Source organism: Dyadobacter sp. BE31 (genome assembly GCF_031457695.1).
GTDB lineage: Bacteria > Bacteroidota > Bacteroidia > Cytophagales > Spirosomataceae > Dyadobacter.
On record NZ_JAVDXA010000011.1, the window covers coordinates 1 to 14,786 of the forward strand.

Annotated in this window: 18 protein-coding genes; 10 read left to right on the forward strand and 8 right to left on the reverse strand. The window is 43.0% G+C overall.

Features of this window, described 5'->3' with window-relative positions; translation table 11 throughout:
- Positions 1-724: 724 nt before the first annotated feature.
- The 4 genes from J2Y43_RS32865 to J2Y43_RS32880 form a co-directional block, all read right to left on the reverse strand.
- Entirely contained in the window at positions 725-925 is a 201-nt protein-coding gene (locus J2Y43_RS32865) for a hypothetical protein (protein WP_309993637.1), read from the reverse strand.
- Between the two features lie 217 nt (positions 926-1,142).
- On the reverse strand, positions 1,143-1,370 hold the full coding sequence (locus tag J2Y43_RS32870; RefSeq protein ID WP_309993633.1) for a DUF2442 domain-containing protein: 228 nt from the start codon (positions 1,368-1,370) through the stop codon (positions 1,143-1,145).
- 27 nt (positions 1,371-1,397) lie between these two features.
- A complete protein-coding gene (locus J2Y43_RS32875) occupies positions 1,398-1,703 on the reverse strand; it encodes a hypothetical protein (protein ID WP_309993631.1) in 306 nt (101 codons plus the stop codon).
- A 389-nt stretch (positions 1,704-2,092) separates the two neighbouring features.
- A complete protein-coding gene (locus J2Y43_RS32880) occupies positions 2,093-2,986 on the reverse strand; it encodes an Rpn family recombination-promoting nuclease/putative transposase (RefSeq protein WP_309993629.1) in 894 nt (297 codons plus the stop codon).
- Positions 2,987-4,091: 1,105 nt separating this feature from the next.
- Here J2Y43_RS32880 and J2Y43_RS32885 point away from each other — a divergent pair.
- The 4 genes from J2Y43_RS32885 to J2Y43_RS32900 all read left to right on the forward strand — a co-directional run bounded on the left by J2Y43_RS32885 (position 4,092) and on the right by J2Y43_RS32900 (position 7,985).
- Complete coding sequence (locus J2Y43_RS32885) at positions 4,092-4,754, forward strand: AAA family ATPase (RefSeq protein ID WP_309993640.1); 663 nt, start codon at positions 4,092-4,094, stop codon at positions 4,752-4,754.
- A complete protein-coding gene (locus tag J2Y43_RS32890) occupies positions 4,726-5,007 on the forward strand; it encodes a hypothetical protein (RefSeq protein WP_291036867.1) in 282 nt (93 codons plus the stop codon). Before J2Y43_RS32885 ends, J2Y43_RS32890 begins: the two co-directional genes overlap by 29 nt.
- Positions 5,008-5,181: 174 nt before the next feature.
- Positions 5,182-6,288: a hypothetical protein gene (locus J2Y43_RS32895; RefSeq protein WP_309993625.1), complete on the forward strand. Its 1,107-nt coding sequence runs from the start codon at positions 5,182-5,184 to the stop codon at positions 6,286-6,288.
- Between the two features lie 752 nt (positions 6,289-7,040).
- Positions 7,041-7,985 (forward strand): toprim domain-containing protein, encoded by a 945-nt coding sequence (locus tag J2Y43_RS32900; protein ID WP_309993623.1) that lies wholly within the window; start codon positions 7,041-7,043, stop codon positions 7,983-7,985.
- A 367-nt stretch (positions 7,986-8,352) separates the two neighbouring features.
- Here the strand turns inward: J2Y43_RS32900 and J2Y43_RS32905 are convergent, their stop codons facing one another.
- From J2Y43_RS32905 to J2Y43_RS32920, 4 genes are all read right to left on the reverse strand, one after another.
- Positions 8,353-8,646, reverse strand: coding sequence for a hypothetical protein (locus J2Y43_RS32905; RefSeq protein WP_309993620.1), 294 nt, complete (start codon positions 8,644-8,646; stop codon positions 8,353-8,355).
- A 117-nt stretch (positions 8,647-8,763) separates the two neighbouring features.
- Entirely contained in the window at positions 8,764-9,246 is a 483-nt protein-coding gene (locus J2Y43_RS32910) for a hypothetical protein (RefSeq protein WP_309993618.1), read from the reverse strand.
- A complete protein-coding gene (locus J2Y43_RS32915; protein ID WP_309993615.1) occupies positions 9,246-9,953 on the reverse strand; it encodes a hypothetical protein in 708 nt (235 codons plus the stop codon). Before J2Y43_RS32915 ends, J2Y43_RS32910 begins: the two co-directional genes overlap by 1 nt.
- Positions 9,954-9,988: 35 nt before the next feature.
- On the reverse strand, positions 9,989-10,366 hold the full coding sequence (locus tag J2Y43_RS32920; RefSeq protein WP_309993612.1) for a hypothetical protein: 378 nt from the start codon (positions 10,364-10,366) through the stop codon (positions 9,989-9,991).
- Between the two features lie 282 nt (positions 10,367-10,648).
- Here J2Y43_RS32920 and J2Y43_RS32925 point away from each other — a divergent pair, with 282 nt between their 5' ends.
- The 6 genes from J2Y43_RS32925 to J2Y43_RS33700 all read left to right on the forward strand — a co-directional run bounded on the left by J2Y43_RS32925 (position 10,649) and on the right by J2Y43_RS33700 (position 14,701).
- Positions 10,649-10,987: a plasmid mobilization protein gene (locus J2Y43_RS32925; protein ID WP_309993609.1), complete on the forward strand. Its 339-nt coding sequence runs from the start codon at positions 10,649-10,651 to the stop codon at positions 10,985-10,987.
- Positions 10,984-11,796, forward strand: a complete 813-nt coding sequence (locus J2Y43_RS32930; RefSeq protein WP_309993606.1) for a relaxase/mobilization nuclease domain-containing protein — start codon at positions 10,984-10,986, stop codon at positions 11,794-11,796. The genes J2Y43_RS32925 and J2Y43_RS32930 overlap by 4 nt, the downstream gene beginning before the upstream one ends.
- Before the next feature lie 270 nt (positions 11,797-12,066).
- Positions 12,067-12,267, forward strand: a complete 201-nt coding sequence (locus J2Y43_RS32935; protein ID WP_309993604.1) for a hypothetical protein — start codon at positions 12,067-12,069, stop codon at positions 12,265-12,267.
- Positions 12,268-12,380: 113 nt separating this feature from the next.
- Positions 12,381-12,863: a hypothetical protein gene (locus tag J2Y43_RS32940; RefSeq protein ID WP_309993601.1), complete on the forward strand. Its 483-nt coding sequence runs from the start codon at positions 12,381-12,383 to the stop codon at positions 12,861-12,863.
- Between the two features lie 234 nt (positions 12,864-13,097).
- The gene (locus J2Y43_RS32945) at positions 13,098-13,817 is read left to right on the forward strand and encodes an outer membrane beta-barrel protein (RefSeq protein ID WP_309993599.1); all 720 of its coding nucleotides are present in this window, start codon (positions 13,098-13,100) and stop codon (positions 13,815-13,817) included.
- Between the two features lie 563 nt (positions 13,818-14,380).
- Entirely contained in the window at positions 14,381-14,701 is a 321-nt protein-coding gene (locus J2Y43_RS33700; RefSeq protein ID WP_409014532.1) for a DUF6660 family protein, read from the forward strand.
- The last annotated feature ends 85 nt before the right edge of the window (positions 14,702-14,786 follow it).

Sequence of the window (14,786 nt, forward strand, 5' to 3'; positions counted from 1 at the left end):
GGTAAAATTGTCAGCCCATCAGAATCTCTCAGATCAGAACCTAAATTAGAGGGGTCAGTATGCCCGGTACGGGGTCAGCTTCAACGGAATATCCACCTTACCTACATTTGGTGAAGTGTTGTTTGTCAGAGCCGCTATTCTCCAAAGTAAGTATGCTGTCCGAAAGTGCAGCAATTTGATAACGGATATCGGGAATTGTTATGAATCCGTACGATATTCCAACATATCGCGCATAGAAGGTTTTGCCTGTCACCCTATACTCCCACGGCTGTCCTTCAGCTGACCGACAAGTACCTGAAGAGCCGGATGCTATATAAAGGTTGTTTGGGTCGAATGTCCATCGAATTTGGGACGCGCCTGGTGACGATCGTAGTTTCCATGTCCCAATCAATTTATTTGTATCAAATGAAACTTCCGATTTATTACAGCAACAAACGAGCACCATCAAAAGAAAATAGAGTAAAGCCTTCATCTTATATAAGAATTTAAAGATGGAGATGCAATTTTTGAGCTGAAGGTTGGATTCAGATGAAAATAGAACTTATGACTTCAATCTCACGAAACCCTCCTTTCCCGAGACAGATTTAGAAAATCCGCACAAAGACATCCCATAGAGACTAGACGTGGCTTAGAAACAAATTTTCATTTGGATCAAAGCATTATATGCCGTGACTCAGGTGGGAATTGCTATGTAATAATGGCCGGAAACGGCTAACGATTTTTGTTAGCGTATATCGGCATCGCTGATCTGGCGACGAACCTCGGCTACATATTTTACAGTAACTTCTATGGCGGAAGCTATTTGATCGTCATTAAGTATTGATTGCTTGATCAGGTTACGCACCATGGTTTCCGTTTTTTGCAGCTTAGCCTCTTCAATGCCCTGTCTGCGGCCTTTCTCAATAAAAACATCTAACGTGTTCATAACTGTTATTCTAATTTGTGCGGGTTGCGTTGTTATTAGCCCTGCAATCTACTTTTTGCTCCTTCAAAAAGTGAAAGAACCGTTTTGTATGCCAACGGGCCCTTCCATTGTATAGCAGAATGGGCGTTGTGTTACATTGGGGATAGGCGATGTTATAATAACCCACCACGGTTGAACTTACAGCCAGCCTACCCAAATACCTTCTCGCCGTATCACTTCAGAGCTTCGAGTAAGTGTAAAAGCCTTCAAAACTCAAATCTTCATCCAGATCCGGCCAATGAATGCCGAAGGGGGAAAGCTCAAATTTCTGACGCTCTGCCAAAGAAGCATTAAAGAGTTTAGGGAACCATTTTAGCGGCTGACTTCGCTCTTCTCCGGATCTCGTTTGGATAAAAATGTTCTCATCCTGAAACCAAACAGATTTAACGCTAATTTCCCTATCCATGCTCGTTCAATGTCAATCTGATTATCCTTATCTACGCATATTCTTGCTTTGGGCCACCAGGTACGAAACCAATACGACCATGTTGGCCGGAATATAGCAAGCTACAATCACCATGATCGTTTGATCTGGTAAATTTTCAACAGCATATCCGAAAGCTACGAAGCACATTCCTACCAGGCTTAAATAACTCCCACCAAGTTTGGCCGCTTTCTCTTTGTCAATGATTTCACCGCCTTTAGGAACATTGCTAAACCAACCGACTAGTCCGAAACGCCAGATAGCTATACCCAGCAAAATCACCAAAATACCTACCGATGCCAATACCCAGTTCATACCCGTTAATTAAACGACCAACAAATAAACAAACCCCGATCCAGATAAATCCGATCCCTAGACGAAAGCGGCCTCTCTGGGTCCCTGCCAATACCGGATGGAAAAATATAGTGCAGCTTCGACGGCAAAAGCTAGCACTCCAGATAGTACAAGGTATCGGGATGGTACTCTTTCGACCTTTTTATAGTGACATAAACTTTGCGGGATATAGAGTAGCACTGTTGATGGGTGAGGAAAGGGTTATTCAAGATAACATTGACAGGTTTGTTCATGCGGGATTACTCGAAGAGTTCCTTCGCAACTACGGCCATGGTAATGATAACTAGTATAAGCTTCTATGTTTTCGGAAACATTTACGTCGTGCAGCCGTGTATTAGAACCGAGAATACCTATGCTTCCGTGCCTTGACGGCGAATATCGGCTACGTACTTAACTGTAACCTCCAATGCAGAAGCTATCTGCTCGTCGGTTAGCAAAGATTGCTTGATGAGATTTCGTACAGCGTTTTCGGTCTTTTGCTTCCGACCTTTCTCAACAAAAACATCTAAGGTACTCATAACTGTTGCTCTAATTTGAGTTGGTAGCGATGTGGTCAGTTCAATGATTTGCTGCTCGCTTAGTTCACTGTTCACGAATGTATAAACAATCAGGCTGGTTTGCAAGTTCTTATCGATTTCACCGGCCAGCTTTAGTATTGTAGGAATTACGTCGGTAAGGCTGTCTTTCAGCACACTATGTTTCATTGCGAGCAATGATGCGGCCAGAAACTTGTTGTGTAGCTCCTGAATTTGCTCGTCGGGGATCGCGCCAAGATTATTAAACACGTAGTGGTAATCTGGCACAAACCGCGAGAATTCTGGTTCCAGTCCGTCAAAGAGCGACGAAAGCGTTTTGTATTCCCACTGGGCTTTTCCGTGATAGAGAAGTATCGGAATAATTAGTGATGGCTTCTCACGGTCCGCAATCTGCTTTAATAGGCCGGAGAAAATGTAGCTGCCGATCTGGATAGGCGTGTATTTGTCCACGTAGCTTTTGTGCTCGATCAAAAGAGAAATTTTAATCTCCCCTACCCCACCGGCTCGTTTGCATGCATAGACGATATCCGAGATCGACTTTTGTAGCTCCTTCGATACATACGTATCGGGGAGCTGCCGCAGGGTGGAGAAATCTAGCTTTTCGAGGACATTTGGCGGTAGACAAGCATGGAAGTAATCCAGCGCAATTTGCCGGTTACCCATAATTGTTCGAAGAAATGTATCGTGTTTGGAAGGATGCTCAGCCATATGGCAAAGATATACATTTTGCGATGTGGCTGATTTTCTCATGCATATCATGCTGTCGGGTATTGGCACATAATCTATTCACGCCGTTTTCGTATTGGTGGTCTGGAGGTGTTGGAGCCATTTTTACATACTTTCGCGTACAGTGGCAATACGGTAGTTGCAGGGTATGATGATTCACCTCACTCCTGCCCTGCTATTACTAAATTCATCTGCCGATACGCTATTGATCGGCATTCATCATTAAATGTAAGCAAAACCATATAACTAAGAAGTTAGTAGTTGATATATCAAGTTGTTTTGGATGTAATTCAGTGGTGTCGGCAATTTTTATAATCCATGACGTATCTAGGGATAGACTCAAATAGCATTTCTCATTAATATACAAGACAGCACGGTTGGTGAAAGAAATTTTCCTTATTACCGTAATACATTGAAGTTGAGTCATTAGGATAAGGGTTGCACCTCTTTTTGGTGTAAAAAACAGTACTTATTTTAGTGCTAAAAAAAGTGTTTAAAATGGTGTTTTATGTTATACTTTAAATGGTGTTGTTATTAGTGCTAATTATCCACTAGGTATGGAGATGACTTGTTTCGAATCAAATGTATTTCTGACAGATCGTTGCCGCCGTCGGAGCCTTTTTCGGCATTTTGAAGCAGTGCCTTAATGAGTGCTTATTTCAGTGTTTAAATAAGTGCTATAAAATTAGCTGAGTTACATGCTGAAAACGGTGTTGAAAATGATGTCACATATAGTGCTAAATATAGTGCTTAAATTAGTACTTACTTTGCGCTCAGAACGTGGCGTCGCATGCTGCACTTTTCGTTTGATAATTCGCTCATTATCCTGGGCTCAGATAGCTTATCGAGTTTGAATTACTATGAAAAGAAGGATTGATCAGGGAAATCGAAATCTGGTAAACCCGACGTTTAAGAGCTTCGGGTGATGTATAGTTAGATTCTTTTGATCCGACAAGAATATTTTATAACTAATTAGTAAGCAGCTATTTATGAACTTAAATTAGTGCAAATTTTAGCACTAAAAATTGCATTTGTTTTTGTGTAAAAATATGCATTAATTGCAGCACAACATCTAACATTGAAATCTGTGGTTATATCTTTTAATTCAATCAAAGGTGGGGTAGGGAAGAGCACTCTTGCTACCACGATGGCCGGATGGCTGGCTTCACAGGGAAGGGACGTCCTTCTCGTCGACGGCGATGATCAAGAAACATCATCTGACTTCACGGCCTGGCGCGAGCAAACTCTCGGAAACACGGGCTATACATTAGTCAATATGACCGGTGCTAACCTTCGCAAGCAAGTGGAGGCCATGAAATCCAAATACGAGTTCATTATTATTGACACAGGCGGAAGGGATACTACAAGCCAGCGGGCCGCTCTTTCAGTTGCGGATGTATCCATGATCCCGTTCGTTCCTCGTAGCTTTGATCTCTGGACAATTACAAAGGTCGTTGAACTGATCGATGAAATTCAAAGTATTCGGGCTGAGCCATTAATCGCCTACACATTTTTGAGTCGGGCTGATATCAGAAGTGCGGACAATCGGGATGTCGCTGAAGCTCTCTCGCAAATCCCTCAACTTACGTATTTGCCCTATCCAATAAGTAATAGAAAGGCTATCAGTAATGCTGCCGGCCAAGGGTTAACTGCTTTTGAAGGAAGTAACTCAGATTTAAAAGCAATCAAGGAAATAGAGGACTTATTCAACTATGTATTAAATGTCAGCCACGCTACCACCACCGCGTAAGCCTAAAATTTCAGAAGCTGAAATTGACGCAGTTATAAATAAGGGAGGGAGAACAACGAAAGAAGCGACTGTTGTTGCTGACCTTGAAACCCCTAAACATATCAACATCCGGTTAACCGGCCAAATACTTAGCGAGATAGACCAGCGTAGATCGAAACGACCGCGTAAGCCGGGATCGCCAAAGCCAGGAATAAGTATACATGACTGGATCGTTGAAGCGGTACTTGAGAAGCTTGAAAAGGAAAAAAAGTAACGTTGTTTGGAGAAGTATCTTCCTCTAATAAACAGTGCTATTAAGAGTGCTTATTATAGTGCTAAAAATAGCACTATATGTTTTGCGTAAATTCATTTAAATGAGCTAGTTATGTATTATTCGGCATTTTTATCTCTGTAAGATAGAATATGTGTGAATTTAACCGGACAGCAGATGGTAAACGAGAATGAGGGTTCAAAAGGCGAGTTTTTTGTCAGTAGGATAGATAGGAGTGTTGCTGACAATCTGAATGATATTAGAACATCGTTCGGTGATGACGCGGGAGTCGTTAAAGACTTTATCGTGTTTGTTAGTAAAAACATGAAGCGAGATTTGTTCGGATATACAAAGTTCACACTTCAAGATTTCTGCAAAGAAACCGGCCGCAATCGCCAGGACCTTGCCAAGAGGCATCCATATTTTGTTAGTAATCCGAAAGCAGTAGTTCCCGAATATCACGGGCATCAGTTTGTTTCCGTTTTCGACTACTCACTCTTCCTGATGCTTCAGCGGAATATCATATTTGCGAAAACTTACACTGTCAATACTAAGGATGAGGTTATACAGCTCGAGAACTTTCCAATCTTAAAGGACATCAAGCTGAACATGGATCGTGCTTCCAATACCGTTAAAATTTACGAGATAAGAATCTCTGATCAATGGATGGATGGATTCATTAGTAGATACTATACGCTAGAAACAAATGGTTATCGGATGATTGGCAAGGGTAGAGGAGGGGATGGAAGAAAGAGTTTATACCTAATCTTACAACGTACACGACATCAATGCCTTTCACAAAATCAGACAATAGCCAGATTTTCTGTTGATTACCTAGCACATCTGGCTGAGGTTGATGTTGAGGAAAACAGATTTCGGAAACGGGCAGTTAAGAGAATGCTCGATCTGTTTTTGCAGAAAGATGCAATGCCTTTCAGTTATCGCTTTGTAAAAGCAGATCGAGCTAAAGTTAACCAGGAGGAATACTGGGTGGAAATAAATTTTGCTCCCAGTAGTCAAATACCCCCTGTGGCCGAGGATCACGGTGATCACGTATTTTACAATTCTTTGGTGAGGGACTTGAAGAAGAGGTTTAAGCTGATGTACTCTGATGTAGTTATTGAAGACGAAAAGGATCATTTTCAGCGCTGGCTTACCAATCACAAGGTGGACCTTGATGTAAAAGTTGATGTTTTGATAGCAGCATATAACAAGGCATATAGTGCGCAAATGACCAAGATACAGGCCAAGCAATACATAAGACAAGGAGGGTTGATTTCCTGACTTGGTGTCGAGTTTTGGCACATGGATTGAAGGCCTTTGAAACGGATTATAATGTTGGTGTCGAGTTTTGGCACAAATCGTGTTTAATGCATGTACGAGTATGTGCGCAGAAGTGACTGATTTTCAACAATATATTTACATATGAAATCCTAGCCCAGCAAAGAGTTATTGCTGTCAACTCATTTAACAGTGATAGCTGTCGAATATTGGCACATTTGCAACTAATCACTGGCGATAAAAACCTGGCTGTCGAGTTCTGGCACATCTCAGTACTTATTTGCAGCAAAAAGAGATCTCGATTGAAGAGCGGACAACCAGCTCGGCTAGCTAAATAATATAGCTGAATGTCGAGATTTGGCACGCTGCAGTCGAGTAGTGTCACGATCGCGTGGATAAATTGCAATTTGTTGTCGAATATCGGCACAAATCTTGTGGATAACGAGACAATAACTGTCGAGTATTGGCACAAACTGTCGAGTATTGGCACGTATCTGTCGAGTAGTTGTCCGGGTCGTGTGGAAAGGGTTGTCTACGTTGTCGAATATAAACACACTTGTCGAGTATTGGCACAATAAATATTGCCGCTGGACCCGTCCAGGCTACTTTGCTGTCGAGTATTGGCACTAATTATATAATAAAAATAAAAAATAATATATGGCAGATCTTACCTTTTCAACATTTACCCGTTCATTAAAAATTCACTGGTGAAAAGAAAATAATATTATAAATTAATCTATCGATTTAGTATTCTTATGGAACTTGCCGAAGCAAAACGGTTATCTCTTCCGGCCATTCTGGCAGTTTTGGGGCATCACCCACTAAAAACATTTAAGAATGGCCATGAGCTCTGGTACCTATCGCCATTTCGAGACGAAACAAGCGCGTCGTTTCATACAACGTACAGAGGGAACCTTGGAATATGGATATGGAATGATTTTGCGGAGGGGGGCGGGAATGTGATCGATTTTGCAATGCGTTATTTCGCTACTGACGTACGCGGAGCTATCGAACAATTATCTAGTCTGGCAATAAACTCAGATAAATCCGAAAATTCAGCATTCAACTCGCCAAAGAAGGGGTTAAATAAGGTCGTTGTTTCTGACAGACAACCAACGCTCGTTTTAACTCAAACTAAACGGCTTTCTATGGTGCTAGGGCAAACGACAGCCCTTTCAAATTACCTCACTGTTACTAGACGGCTGGATCCTCTGATTGCCAGCAATTACTTAGTCGAAGTTCATTTCATTAACAGCCAATCCGGCAAACAATATTTTGCTGCTGGCATGAAAAACGAGCATCAAGGTTATGAGATTCGCAATCCTTGGTTTAAAAGCACGGTAGGCCGAAAAGGGATCAGTGTCGTTAAGGGTAAATTTGGGAGAAACGTCGCCGTTTTTGAGGGTTTTATGGACTTTTTATCCGCGTTGACGTTTTATCAGAGAATTGATGTGCACAAATTTGAGCAACTCATTGACGACGATGTTATAATCATGAATTCACTTGCATTTCAGCAACGGACTAACGAAGTCCTTCTCAATTCCCATTATTCAAAAATTGAACTTTTTCTGGATAATGACTTGCCAGGCAAAAAAGCTACTTCTCAATTTTTAGCCGACTTCGGCGGGATTACAGAAGACTGTTCGCATGTCTATAATTCCGTCGTGGATTTCAATGAATTTCTTATTAATCGTTTGTGAATCAATACGGTAACGAATCATCCGAAGTAAAGATGAAAAGCACTGATGATAGTATCGTTTAAATGGATGTCACTCTGCTAAGAAAGACGCTTTCATCAACGATCTGTGATGTTGATTGTGATCGAACGTCTATCGAATGTTCCCAATCGAAGCGAATACCGATTTTCAGCCTATTGGACATCCTGTGTACAACAGCCAACGCGTTCCATTCACTTTCGGTCAACTCGCGGTTAAACAGGTCCACAATTTCGCCTGTTGTACCGATCTGATTATCTTCCTGGGAATCCGATTTTTTCATCTTGCTTTTTGTTTACGTTGGACGAATGGAGTTAGGAGCTACCAGAAGACTTGCCACGTGTAATATTGTTCAAAAATAGGTTGCACGAACTGTTTTTAACTCTTTTGCATAGTGCTCGGATGCTTCGTCTCGTTCGGCGATTTGATGTAGTTTGTAATTCCGCCTTAAAGCCCGAATCTGCCGACTCTTTTTCAGGCACTCAGCCGCGAAATCTGAATTTCTTAATGGTAGTGGTTTATTTTGCTCAGCGAACCACAGCTGAAAATACAGCCCGGCCAACGACTGGATAATCTCTTCATAAACTTCGACGCTCACAAACAGGTCAAACCCGAATGGGTCTTGTAACGAATTAAGTTGCTGCATTTGAATATTATGGTTTCTGCTTAAAGCGGTTCAGCTATAAACCAGCACTCTGCAAAGCTATCCAATCAATTTGCATGCGCTGAGGTACGTTTGCATTCCAGCGCATGCAAATTCACATTATTCTTCCTTGCCAATAAGCTTGATACCCTTTTTATCCGAGGTAATCACATAATTCTCTTTCGGAATGAAATAATTCCCCTTTTGATCAATGATAAAATATCTGTTAATGCGTTCCCAATGCTTTTCCGCCAGCTCGACCTTTTTTTGATCCACTATTGCGTCTCTGATAACGAATATTGCTACACAGCATACAAGGAACGATAAAACAACCAGCAGAACGGCTACAATATGCCGGGCAATGCCGGTTGAAATATTACCCCACAAGGCAGTCCAGGCGGACGCGTTACGGTCATAATGGTTATTATAAACTACCGGTTTAACGCTTTCATTAATTTTGCCAGCTGCTTGGTCTATCTTGTTGATAGATTGCTCAACAGTGAGCATGAGCGGGACGAGTTCCGGCTCGATATCAGATTCTGAAAGGCCGAAGCGGAGTGCCAGTCGGTGGCGCTCCTGACTCAATTTTTGCCGCGCTTCCATCAGCTGATAATGTCTTTGATTTCCTCCTGCTTCTTACGATACATGATCTTTGACATCAACCCCAAGCTGGCCGGGTCCGGCTGCGGCTGGGAGATCAAATCGATGATATCTTTTACTGCCCCTCCTGAGCCCAGGTCGCCAAATTGTTTTAGCTCTATACCCAGCTCCTTTAATTTGCCGACCGCTTTTTCAGCTGTTTCTATCCCGCCAAAGGTTCCCATATTGACCAGCATTGTGAGCGGGAACTGTCCGGCAAGCGCTGTCATCAATGCGTTGTAATAATTGACACAGGAAGCGAGTGCATCACGGCCGGCCACTATAACAAAAACGCGGAGCGTGATCCCGAGTGCAGCAAGCTCCTGCTGCAAGATATCTGCCGGCACATCGTGCTGTAAAAGATGCAGAAATTCGGCTGATTCAGGAGCGCCAAAATCGATATAATATTTATCGGATTTTCCGCCAGCTAGACCTTCAAAAAGCTCGACGATCTTTTCGCGTTCCAGCTTCTTGTACTCGTTGAGTATCTTAAAACTCCGGACGCGCTGATCACCTACGACGGTCCCAAGACGGGCAACCGAAGTCTGAGTAGACTCGTCCAGGTCGATAAAATTTGTTTTTTCTTCTTTCTGGTTCTGTGCAACAAACCAGATGAAAAGAGATTTTCCAACCCCTCCCTTTGACTGTAAAACCAGGTTAACCTGCTTCATGCTAATTGTTGATAGTTATTGATAAAATACAATTGTTAGAAATCAGTGAAATCAAGTCCTTTGTCATTTTCCCTTTTTGGTTGTTTAGTAGCATTTTCAACGATTGAACCCCAATCCTGTTCGGGTGGGGCAGAGGGATGACTTTGTTTAGGGAGGGGGGGGGGAGGCGCGCCTGCATCGTGAGATGTGGCAGGTAGCGGCGATGCCTGTAGTGTCACGAGCCTGTTTTTTCTTCTTCTATTAAGGTTATAGATCGCGTCTTCATTGATGTCGATGCCGAGCTCATCTTTGACCTGTTGTATGATGATCTTTGCGGGGATTTGAAAGAGGTAATCGCCATAGAACCTGGCTAGCAGATCGAAGCGGCCTTTGAGCTTCATTTCGAATGCCTGAATGACGTATTTTTTATTCATAGGACAACAAAACTACATCTGATAGACAACAAAAAAACAAAAATAGGACAGAAAAGTCAGAATTCATAAAAATCAAGATAAAAAAGTAAGAAATAGGTTACATACGAAGTATATTTGTTTAAGCGTTGTATTTGTGTGATAAAGCAAGCCATGTGTTTGTATATACAAATTCTTCTCTTCGCTCGAATCTGCACATACAAACACACCGGTCGTGCCTCCCTTGACTTGCCGGGGCGCTGCCCCAAACCCCCATGCCACGGGCATGTTTTTGAATTTTATGCTATGGAAGAACAAAAGAAGAACCCACATTATGAAGCCCGCAAGGCCGGAGCAGCCGGCCGAGAAAACAAAGGTAAAATGATTCCTGTCCGGGTAACCGAACAGGAGCATACGCAGATCAAGGCGAACGCGGTCCTGGCAGGCTTGAGCGTGTCGGAATACCTGCGTCGGCTAGGGGCTGGCCACCAGGTAAAGGCACGTTTCGAAAAGGAAGAAAAGCGGAACCTTCAAGGTATCGGTACTAATCTGAACCAATTGGCTGCGTATGCCAACAAAGGATTCTTCAATGAAAGGCCACTGCTTGATATATTGGAGCAACTTAAAAAAGTACTACAATCATGATCGCGAAAACATCGATAGGATCTGACTTTTCGGGGGCGATCCATTATGGTGCAGGGTACACCGTGGAAGGAAAGGAGGTCATGAACAAAGCCGATCTTTTGATCGCGCATAACGTGGTCTCCCGTGACCCGAAAGGTATTGCGGCCGAGATGCAGCAGGAGGCTTCATACAGCCGCTGCAAGACGCCGGTGTGGCATAGCTCGATCAGCTGGAAGCCAGAAGAGAAACCTACGCGTGAGCAAATGATCGAGACGGCGAACCGGTACTGCCAAAAGATGGGAGCTGACCCCAGAGACCACCAGGTGGTTGTATACGAGCACCACGACAAGCCGCACCAGCATATCCATGTCTATATCAACCGCGTGCCGACGGATGGTGGCAAGGCGCTTGAAACTTCGCACAATTACGCGCGCAATGTGCGGATCTGCAAAGAGATTACCGAGGAGTTGGGCTTTGCCAAACTGGAAAAACTAGAAGAGGGCAAATTGCGGCATGTGGCAGTTAACCAGCAGGACGCGCAGAAGATGATCAATCTGGCTATCAAGGCTGCATTAAAGGAGAAATCCGGCACTCCCGACGAAATAGAGCGGCGGTTAAAAGAAAAAGGGATCGAGTGCAAATACAAAGTAGAAGAGGGGAAACTAAAATATTCCAGTTACAGCTATCAGGGCGTTCCGATCAAAGGACAGGATGTTGGGTTCACCGCTAAGCAATTGCAGGCGAGACTGGAAAAGAACCAACAGCTTATCGAACAACAGTTGAAGCAACCACAACATGAGCAGAAGCGCAGACCTCGGTTGGGCCATTAATGTAAGCTGATTATTAGCCTATTTGTGTAGCCGGAGATAAGCTTTTATTTATTGACGAAAAGGGGCATCAAACGAATTTTAGAAAGACGAGGGACTTATCTTTTGGGTCGAAGGGAATATGAAAAGTACAAAACTTTTTTTCACCGGGAACTGATGAAAAATAGAACAAAACCGAGTAAATCAGGATTCGCATAATGAATTTTATGTTAAGACGAAAACAGGACGCAAGACAAGGGTCAAAATATTTATACAACTTAAAAAAGTACAAGGATGACAGGATTGAAATGGGCTGACTTGTTTTTTATCGCCGGTGGGGTAACTGGCCTGGTATTGATGCTGACCTTTTACCGGGTCTGGTCCAGCAGGCAGCCGTTCACCAAGACTAGGGTCACCCTGTTGAGCGTACTTTTTGGTTTTACCGCATTGTTTTTAGTAATGGCTGGTTATCTTCAAAGCACACATGGCCGGTAAAGGTTGGAACCAACTCGGAACTGTCCACACGGAACTTTTGGGCCTAGGATCTTTTGAAGGGGCAATGACTAATCAATTTTCGTATACAATTTTTTTCACATATCATATATTTGATGAAAACACCTCAGATCAAATTTTATTCTCCCGAGGATAATACGGAGCCGGTTTCAAAGGCGGCGGTGAAGACCAAGGCTAAGCCATCCGGTTATATTTCTGAAACAGGGACGCTTGTTTTCCCTAAAGCTACCCTTGAAGAAATCGGGGTTGAGCCAGATACTGCTCTTTTCAAAGTCGGCACAGCTGAAGGTAAACGAAAAATAAAGTCGTTGTACCTGATCCCGACCGACGATCAAGAGGGGGCATTTGCATTTTCAAAGGTAGGTCGCGGTTCAGGAATATCACTTGCCGTTATTTTAAAACGGGGTGGTATAGACTACCAAGCGGTAAAACACATTTTTACAGTTACCATATTCAACTATTCTGAAGGGGTAATTGGTTACGAGTTGGCGATAGGGGAGGAAGCTCCTAAAGAACCGTATACCGGCAAGCCGCGCGGTAGAAAACCAAAGGCAGCTGATGCAGCGTCAGCGGTTTAGCCAAGCACCAAAATGGAAGTGTGGAAAGGGGTTGGTACCAAATGTACTTGCCCCTTCTTCATTTTCATAGACTGATAAGATACTGTTCGCTTTTTCGAAATGTTCGATTTTGCGGTCGGTTTAAGGATTTGGAGTTCCTTAGCCATTTACAACGATTCATGAATATTGTTTGTCTTGGAATTAGGTGGTCCAACCGGGTTAACGCTTCAAAATGTCTTACGAAACAAACCAGCCATGAAACAACTGCTAATAGTGTTCGTGATCTTGATGGGGGTTGAGCATTGTTATGCGCAAAAATCTCAGTGGACCTTTGGTCAGAAAGCGGGCATTGGGTCAAGCGGTCGCAATAAGGTGTCTTATCCTGATTCAGAGGTCAACGATACTTACAAGACAGGAACTAGTTATGGTTTTGGTATTCGGGGAGGTTATTGTTTTCTGAAATACTTCACCGCTACCGTCGATGTAGAATGGCAGCAGGTCCGGGATGAGCGTGTTCGGACTGCAACATTTAATTCCCCTGGAACCGGGCAGGTCGTCAACACAGTACGGTTTGAAAATGTATTTCAGCGGGTGCAAGTACCGGTAGCAATACAGTTTTCCCCGTTTACAAAAACAATAAAGCCTTACGTTAAAGTCGGGATTATGCCCAATCGACTGCTTAATGGCTCGTTCGATAACGAATTTAGAAGTTCAGAATCTGCAACTGTTGATTTTGATAAAGCAGATGCTGATTTTGATATGGAACCCAATACAAGTCTGGATCGGCAGCTCAATTTCTTCGCTGGAATCGGCGTCGGAATCGGCAAGCATCTCTCCGTGGAGTGTGTGCATCATTTCGCTGGACGGTTGAAGTACGCGAGCGCGTATTCGTTGAATACTTTCGTTCTCTACCCTGATTATTACTCCTATGCGCTACGAGGAACGCAATTTTCACTCGTTTACCATATTTGGTAAAGTGTAATTTCGGATATTTTGGGCAGTTCGCTTTTACGGTGGTTTTAAAGTAATCATCTGTTTGGAAGAAAATAATCTCTAATTGCTTAAAGTACAACATTTTGTATAATGATCGTTTCAACAACAGGCACGTTAAACTGTACTTCGGTTTGCAGTGCTTGTGGGAGGTAAACCAAAGCCGCCCAAGTGCTTCATCTTTTTTATTATTAATACGAAAAGAGCCGATAGGCTCGAACTGCAGGCCATACGCTATCTCAATGGGCGATAAAATAGTGCCTTAGCTTCAAAATGATCGCAGCTACCATTAAAGATCCAATTATGCCATAAAGAATTATCATCAAAACTGACGGCCTTGGTTGTTTTGAAACCTTCATGAATGAGCGGTATGGAGACTTCGCCGGTTTGCTACGATTAGACGAATTTGGGATAACCTTTTTGCTTTTCATTTGGCACTGAAGTACGAATCCAATGGGTGGTCACAAGTAGACCTACAAAGATGGCTGAGATCTTATTTTGTTTTTGCCTACCTGTTGCACTTTTAATTGAGCTAATTTTGCAGTATTATGAGATTAGCTCTTTGCATATTAGCTTTTTACACGGTAGTACTTTCCTGCATTCCATGCCAGGACGAAGTATTGCGTGTCTCATATGAGCAAACTACCACTACCCTCAATACAAATTCCGATCATCAGGATCAGGGCATTGTTGACCTTTGCTCCCCATTTTGTATTTGTGCATGCTGTGCTGGCATAACGCTCCAAGACCCCGTTATGTCTTTGCCGGAAGTAGCATCTACCCCTTTTTTTAGTGACCCGGATTTTACCTACGCTGCTCGCAACGACGGCGGCGAGATGACATCTATCTGGCAACCTCCCAGGATTTAGTGTAACCCATTTATTTATGGTTTGCTTTATAGCTGTGGCTTCTAAGTCATGGTTATAGGCTCATTCTACACTAATTCTAAGTCCA

What these genes read in the sequence shown, in the direction of transcription:
- J2Y43_RS32865 (WP_309993637.1), bottom strand. Translation starts at nt 925, where the DNA reads ATGAACACGTTAGATGTTTTTATTGAGAAAGGCCGCAGACAGGGCATT.
- J2Y43_RS32870 (WP_309993633.1), bottom strand. Translation starts at nt 1,370, where the DNA reads ATGGATAGGGAAATTAGCGTTAAATCTGTTTGGTTTCAGGATGAGAAC.
- J2Y43_RS32875 (WP_309993631.1), bottom strand. Translation starts at nt 1,703, where the DNA reads ATGAACTGGGTATTGGCATCGGTAGGTATTTTGGTGATTTTGCTGGGT.
- J2Y43_RS32880 (WP_309993629.1), bottom strand. Translation starts at nt 2,986, where the DNA reads ATGGCTGAGCATCCTTCCAAACACGATACATTTCTTCGAACAATTATG.
- J2Y43_RS32890 (WP_291036867.1), top strand. Translation starts at nt 4,726, where the DNA reads ATGTCAGCCACGCTACCACCACCGCGTAAGCCTAAAATTTCAGAAGCT.
- J2Y43_RS32895 (WP_309993625.1), top strand. Translation starts at nt 5,182, where the DNA reads ATGGTAAACGAGAATGAGGGTTCAAAAGGCGAGTTTTTTGTCAGTAGG.
- J2Y43_RS32900 (WP_309993623.1), top strand. Translation starts at nt 7,041, where the DNA reads ATGGAACTTGCCGAAGCAAAACGGTTATCTCTTCCGGCCATTCTGGCA.
- J2Y43_RS32905 (WP_309993620.1), bottom strand. Translation starts at nt 8,646, where the DNA reads ATGCAGCAACTTAATTCGTTACAAGACCCATTCGGGTTTGACCTGTTT.
- J2Y43_RS32910 (WP_309993618.1), bottom strand. Translation starts at nt 9,246, where the DNA reads ATGGAAGCGCGGCAAAAATTGAGTCAGGAGCGCCACCGACTGGCACTC.
- J2Y43_RS32915 (WP_309993615.1), bottom strand. Translation starts at nt 9,953, where the DNA reads ATGAAGCAGGTTAACCTGGTTTTACAGTCAAAGGGAGGGGTTGGAAAA.
- J2Y43_RS32920 (WP_309993612.1), bottom strand. Translation starts at nt 10,366, where the DNA reads ATGAATAAAAAATACGTCATTCAGGCATTCGAAATGAAGCTCAAAGGC.
- J2Y43_RS32925 (WP_309993609.1), top strand. Translation starts at nt 10,649, where the DNA reads ATGGAAGAACAAAAGAAGAACCCACATTATGAAGCCCGCAAGGCCGGA.
- J2Y43_RS32930 (WP_309993606.1), top strand. Translation starts at nt 10,984, where the DNA reads ATGATCGCGAAAACATCGATAGGATCTGACTTTTCGGGGGCGATCCAT.
- J2Y43_RS32935 (WP_309993604.1), top strand. Translation starts at nt 12,067, where the DNA reads ATGACAGGATTGAAATGGGCTGACTTGTTTTTTATCGCCGGTGGGGTA.
- J2Y43_RS32940 (WP_309993601.1), top strand. Translation starts at nt 12,381, where the DNA reads ATGAAAACACCTCAGATCAAATTTTATTCTCCCGAGGATAATACGGAG.
- J2Y43_RS32945 (WP_309993599.1), top strand. Translation starts at nt 13,098, where the DNA reads ATGAAACAACTGCTAATAGTGTTCGTGATCTTGATGGGGGTTGAGCAT.
- J2Y43_RS33700 (WP_409014532.1), top strand. Translation starts at nt 14,381, where the DNA reads ATGAGATTAGCTCTTTGCATATTAGCTTTTTACACGGTAGTACTTTCC.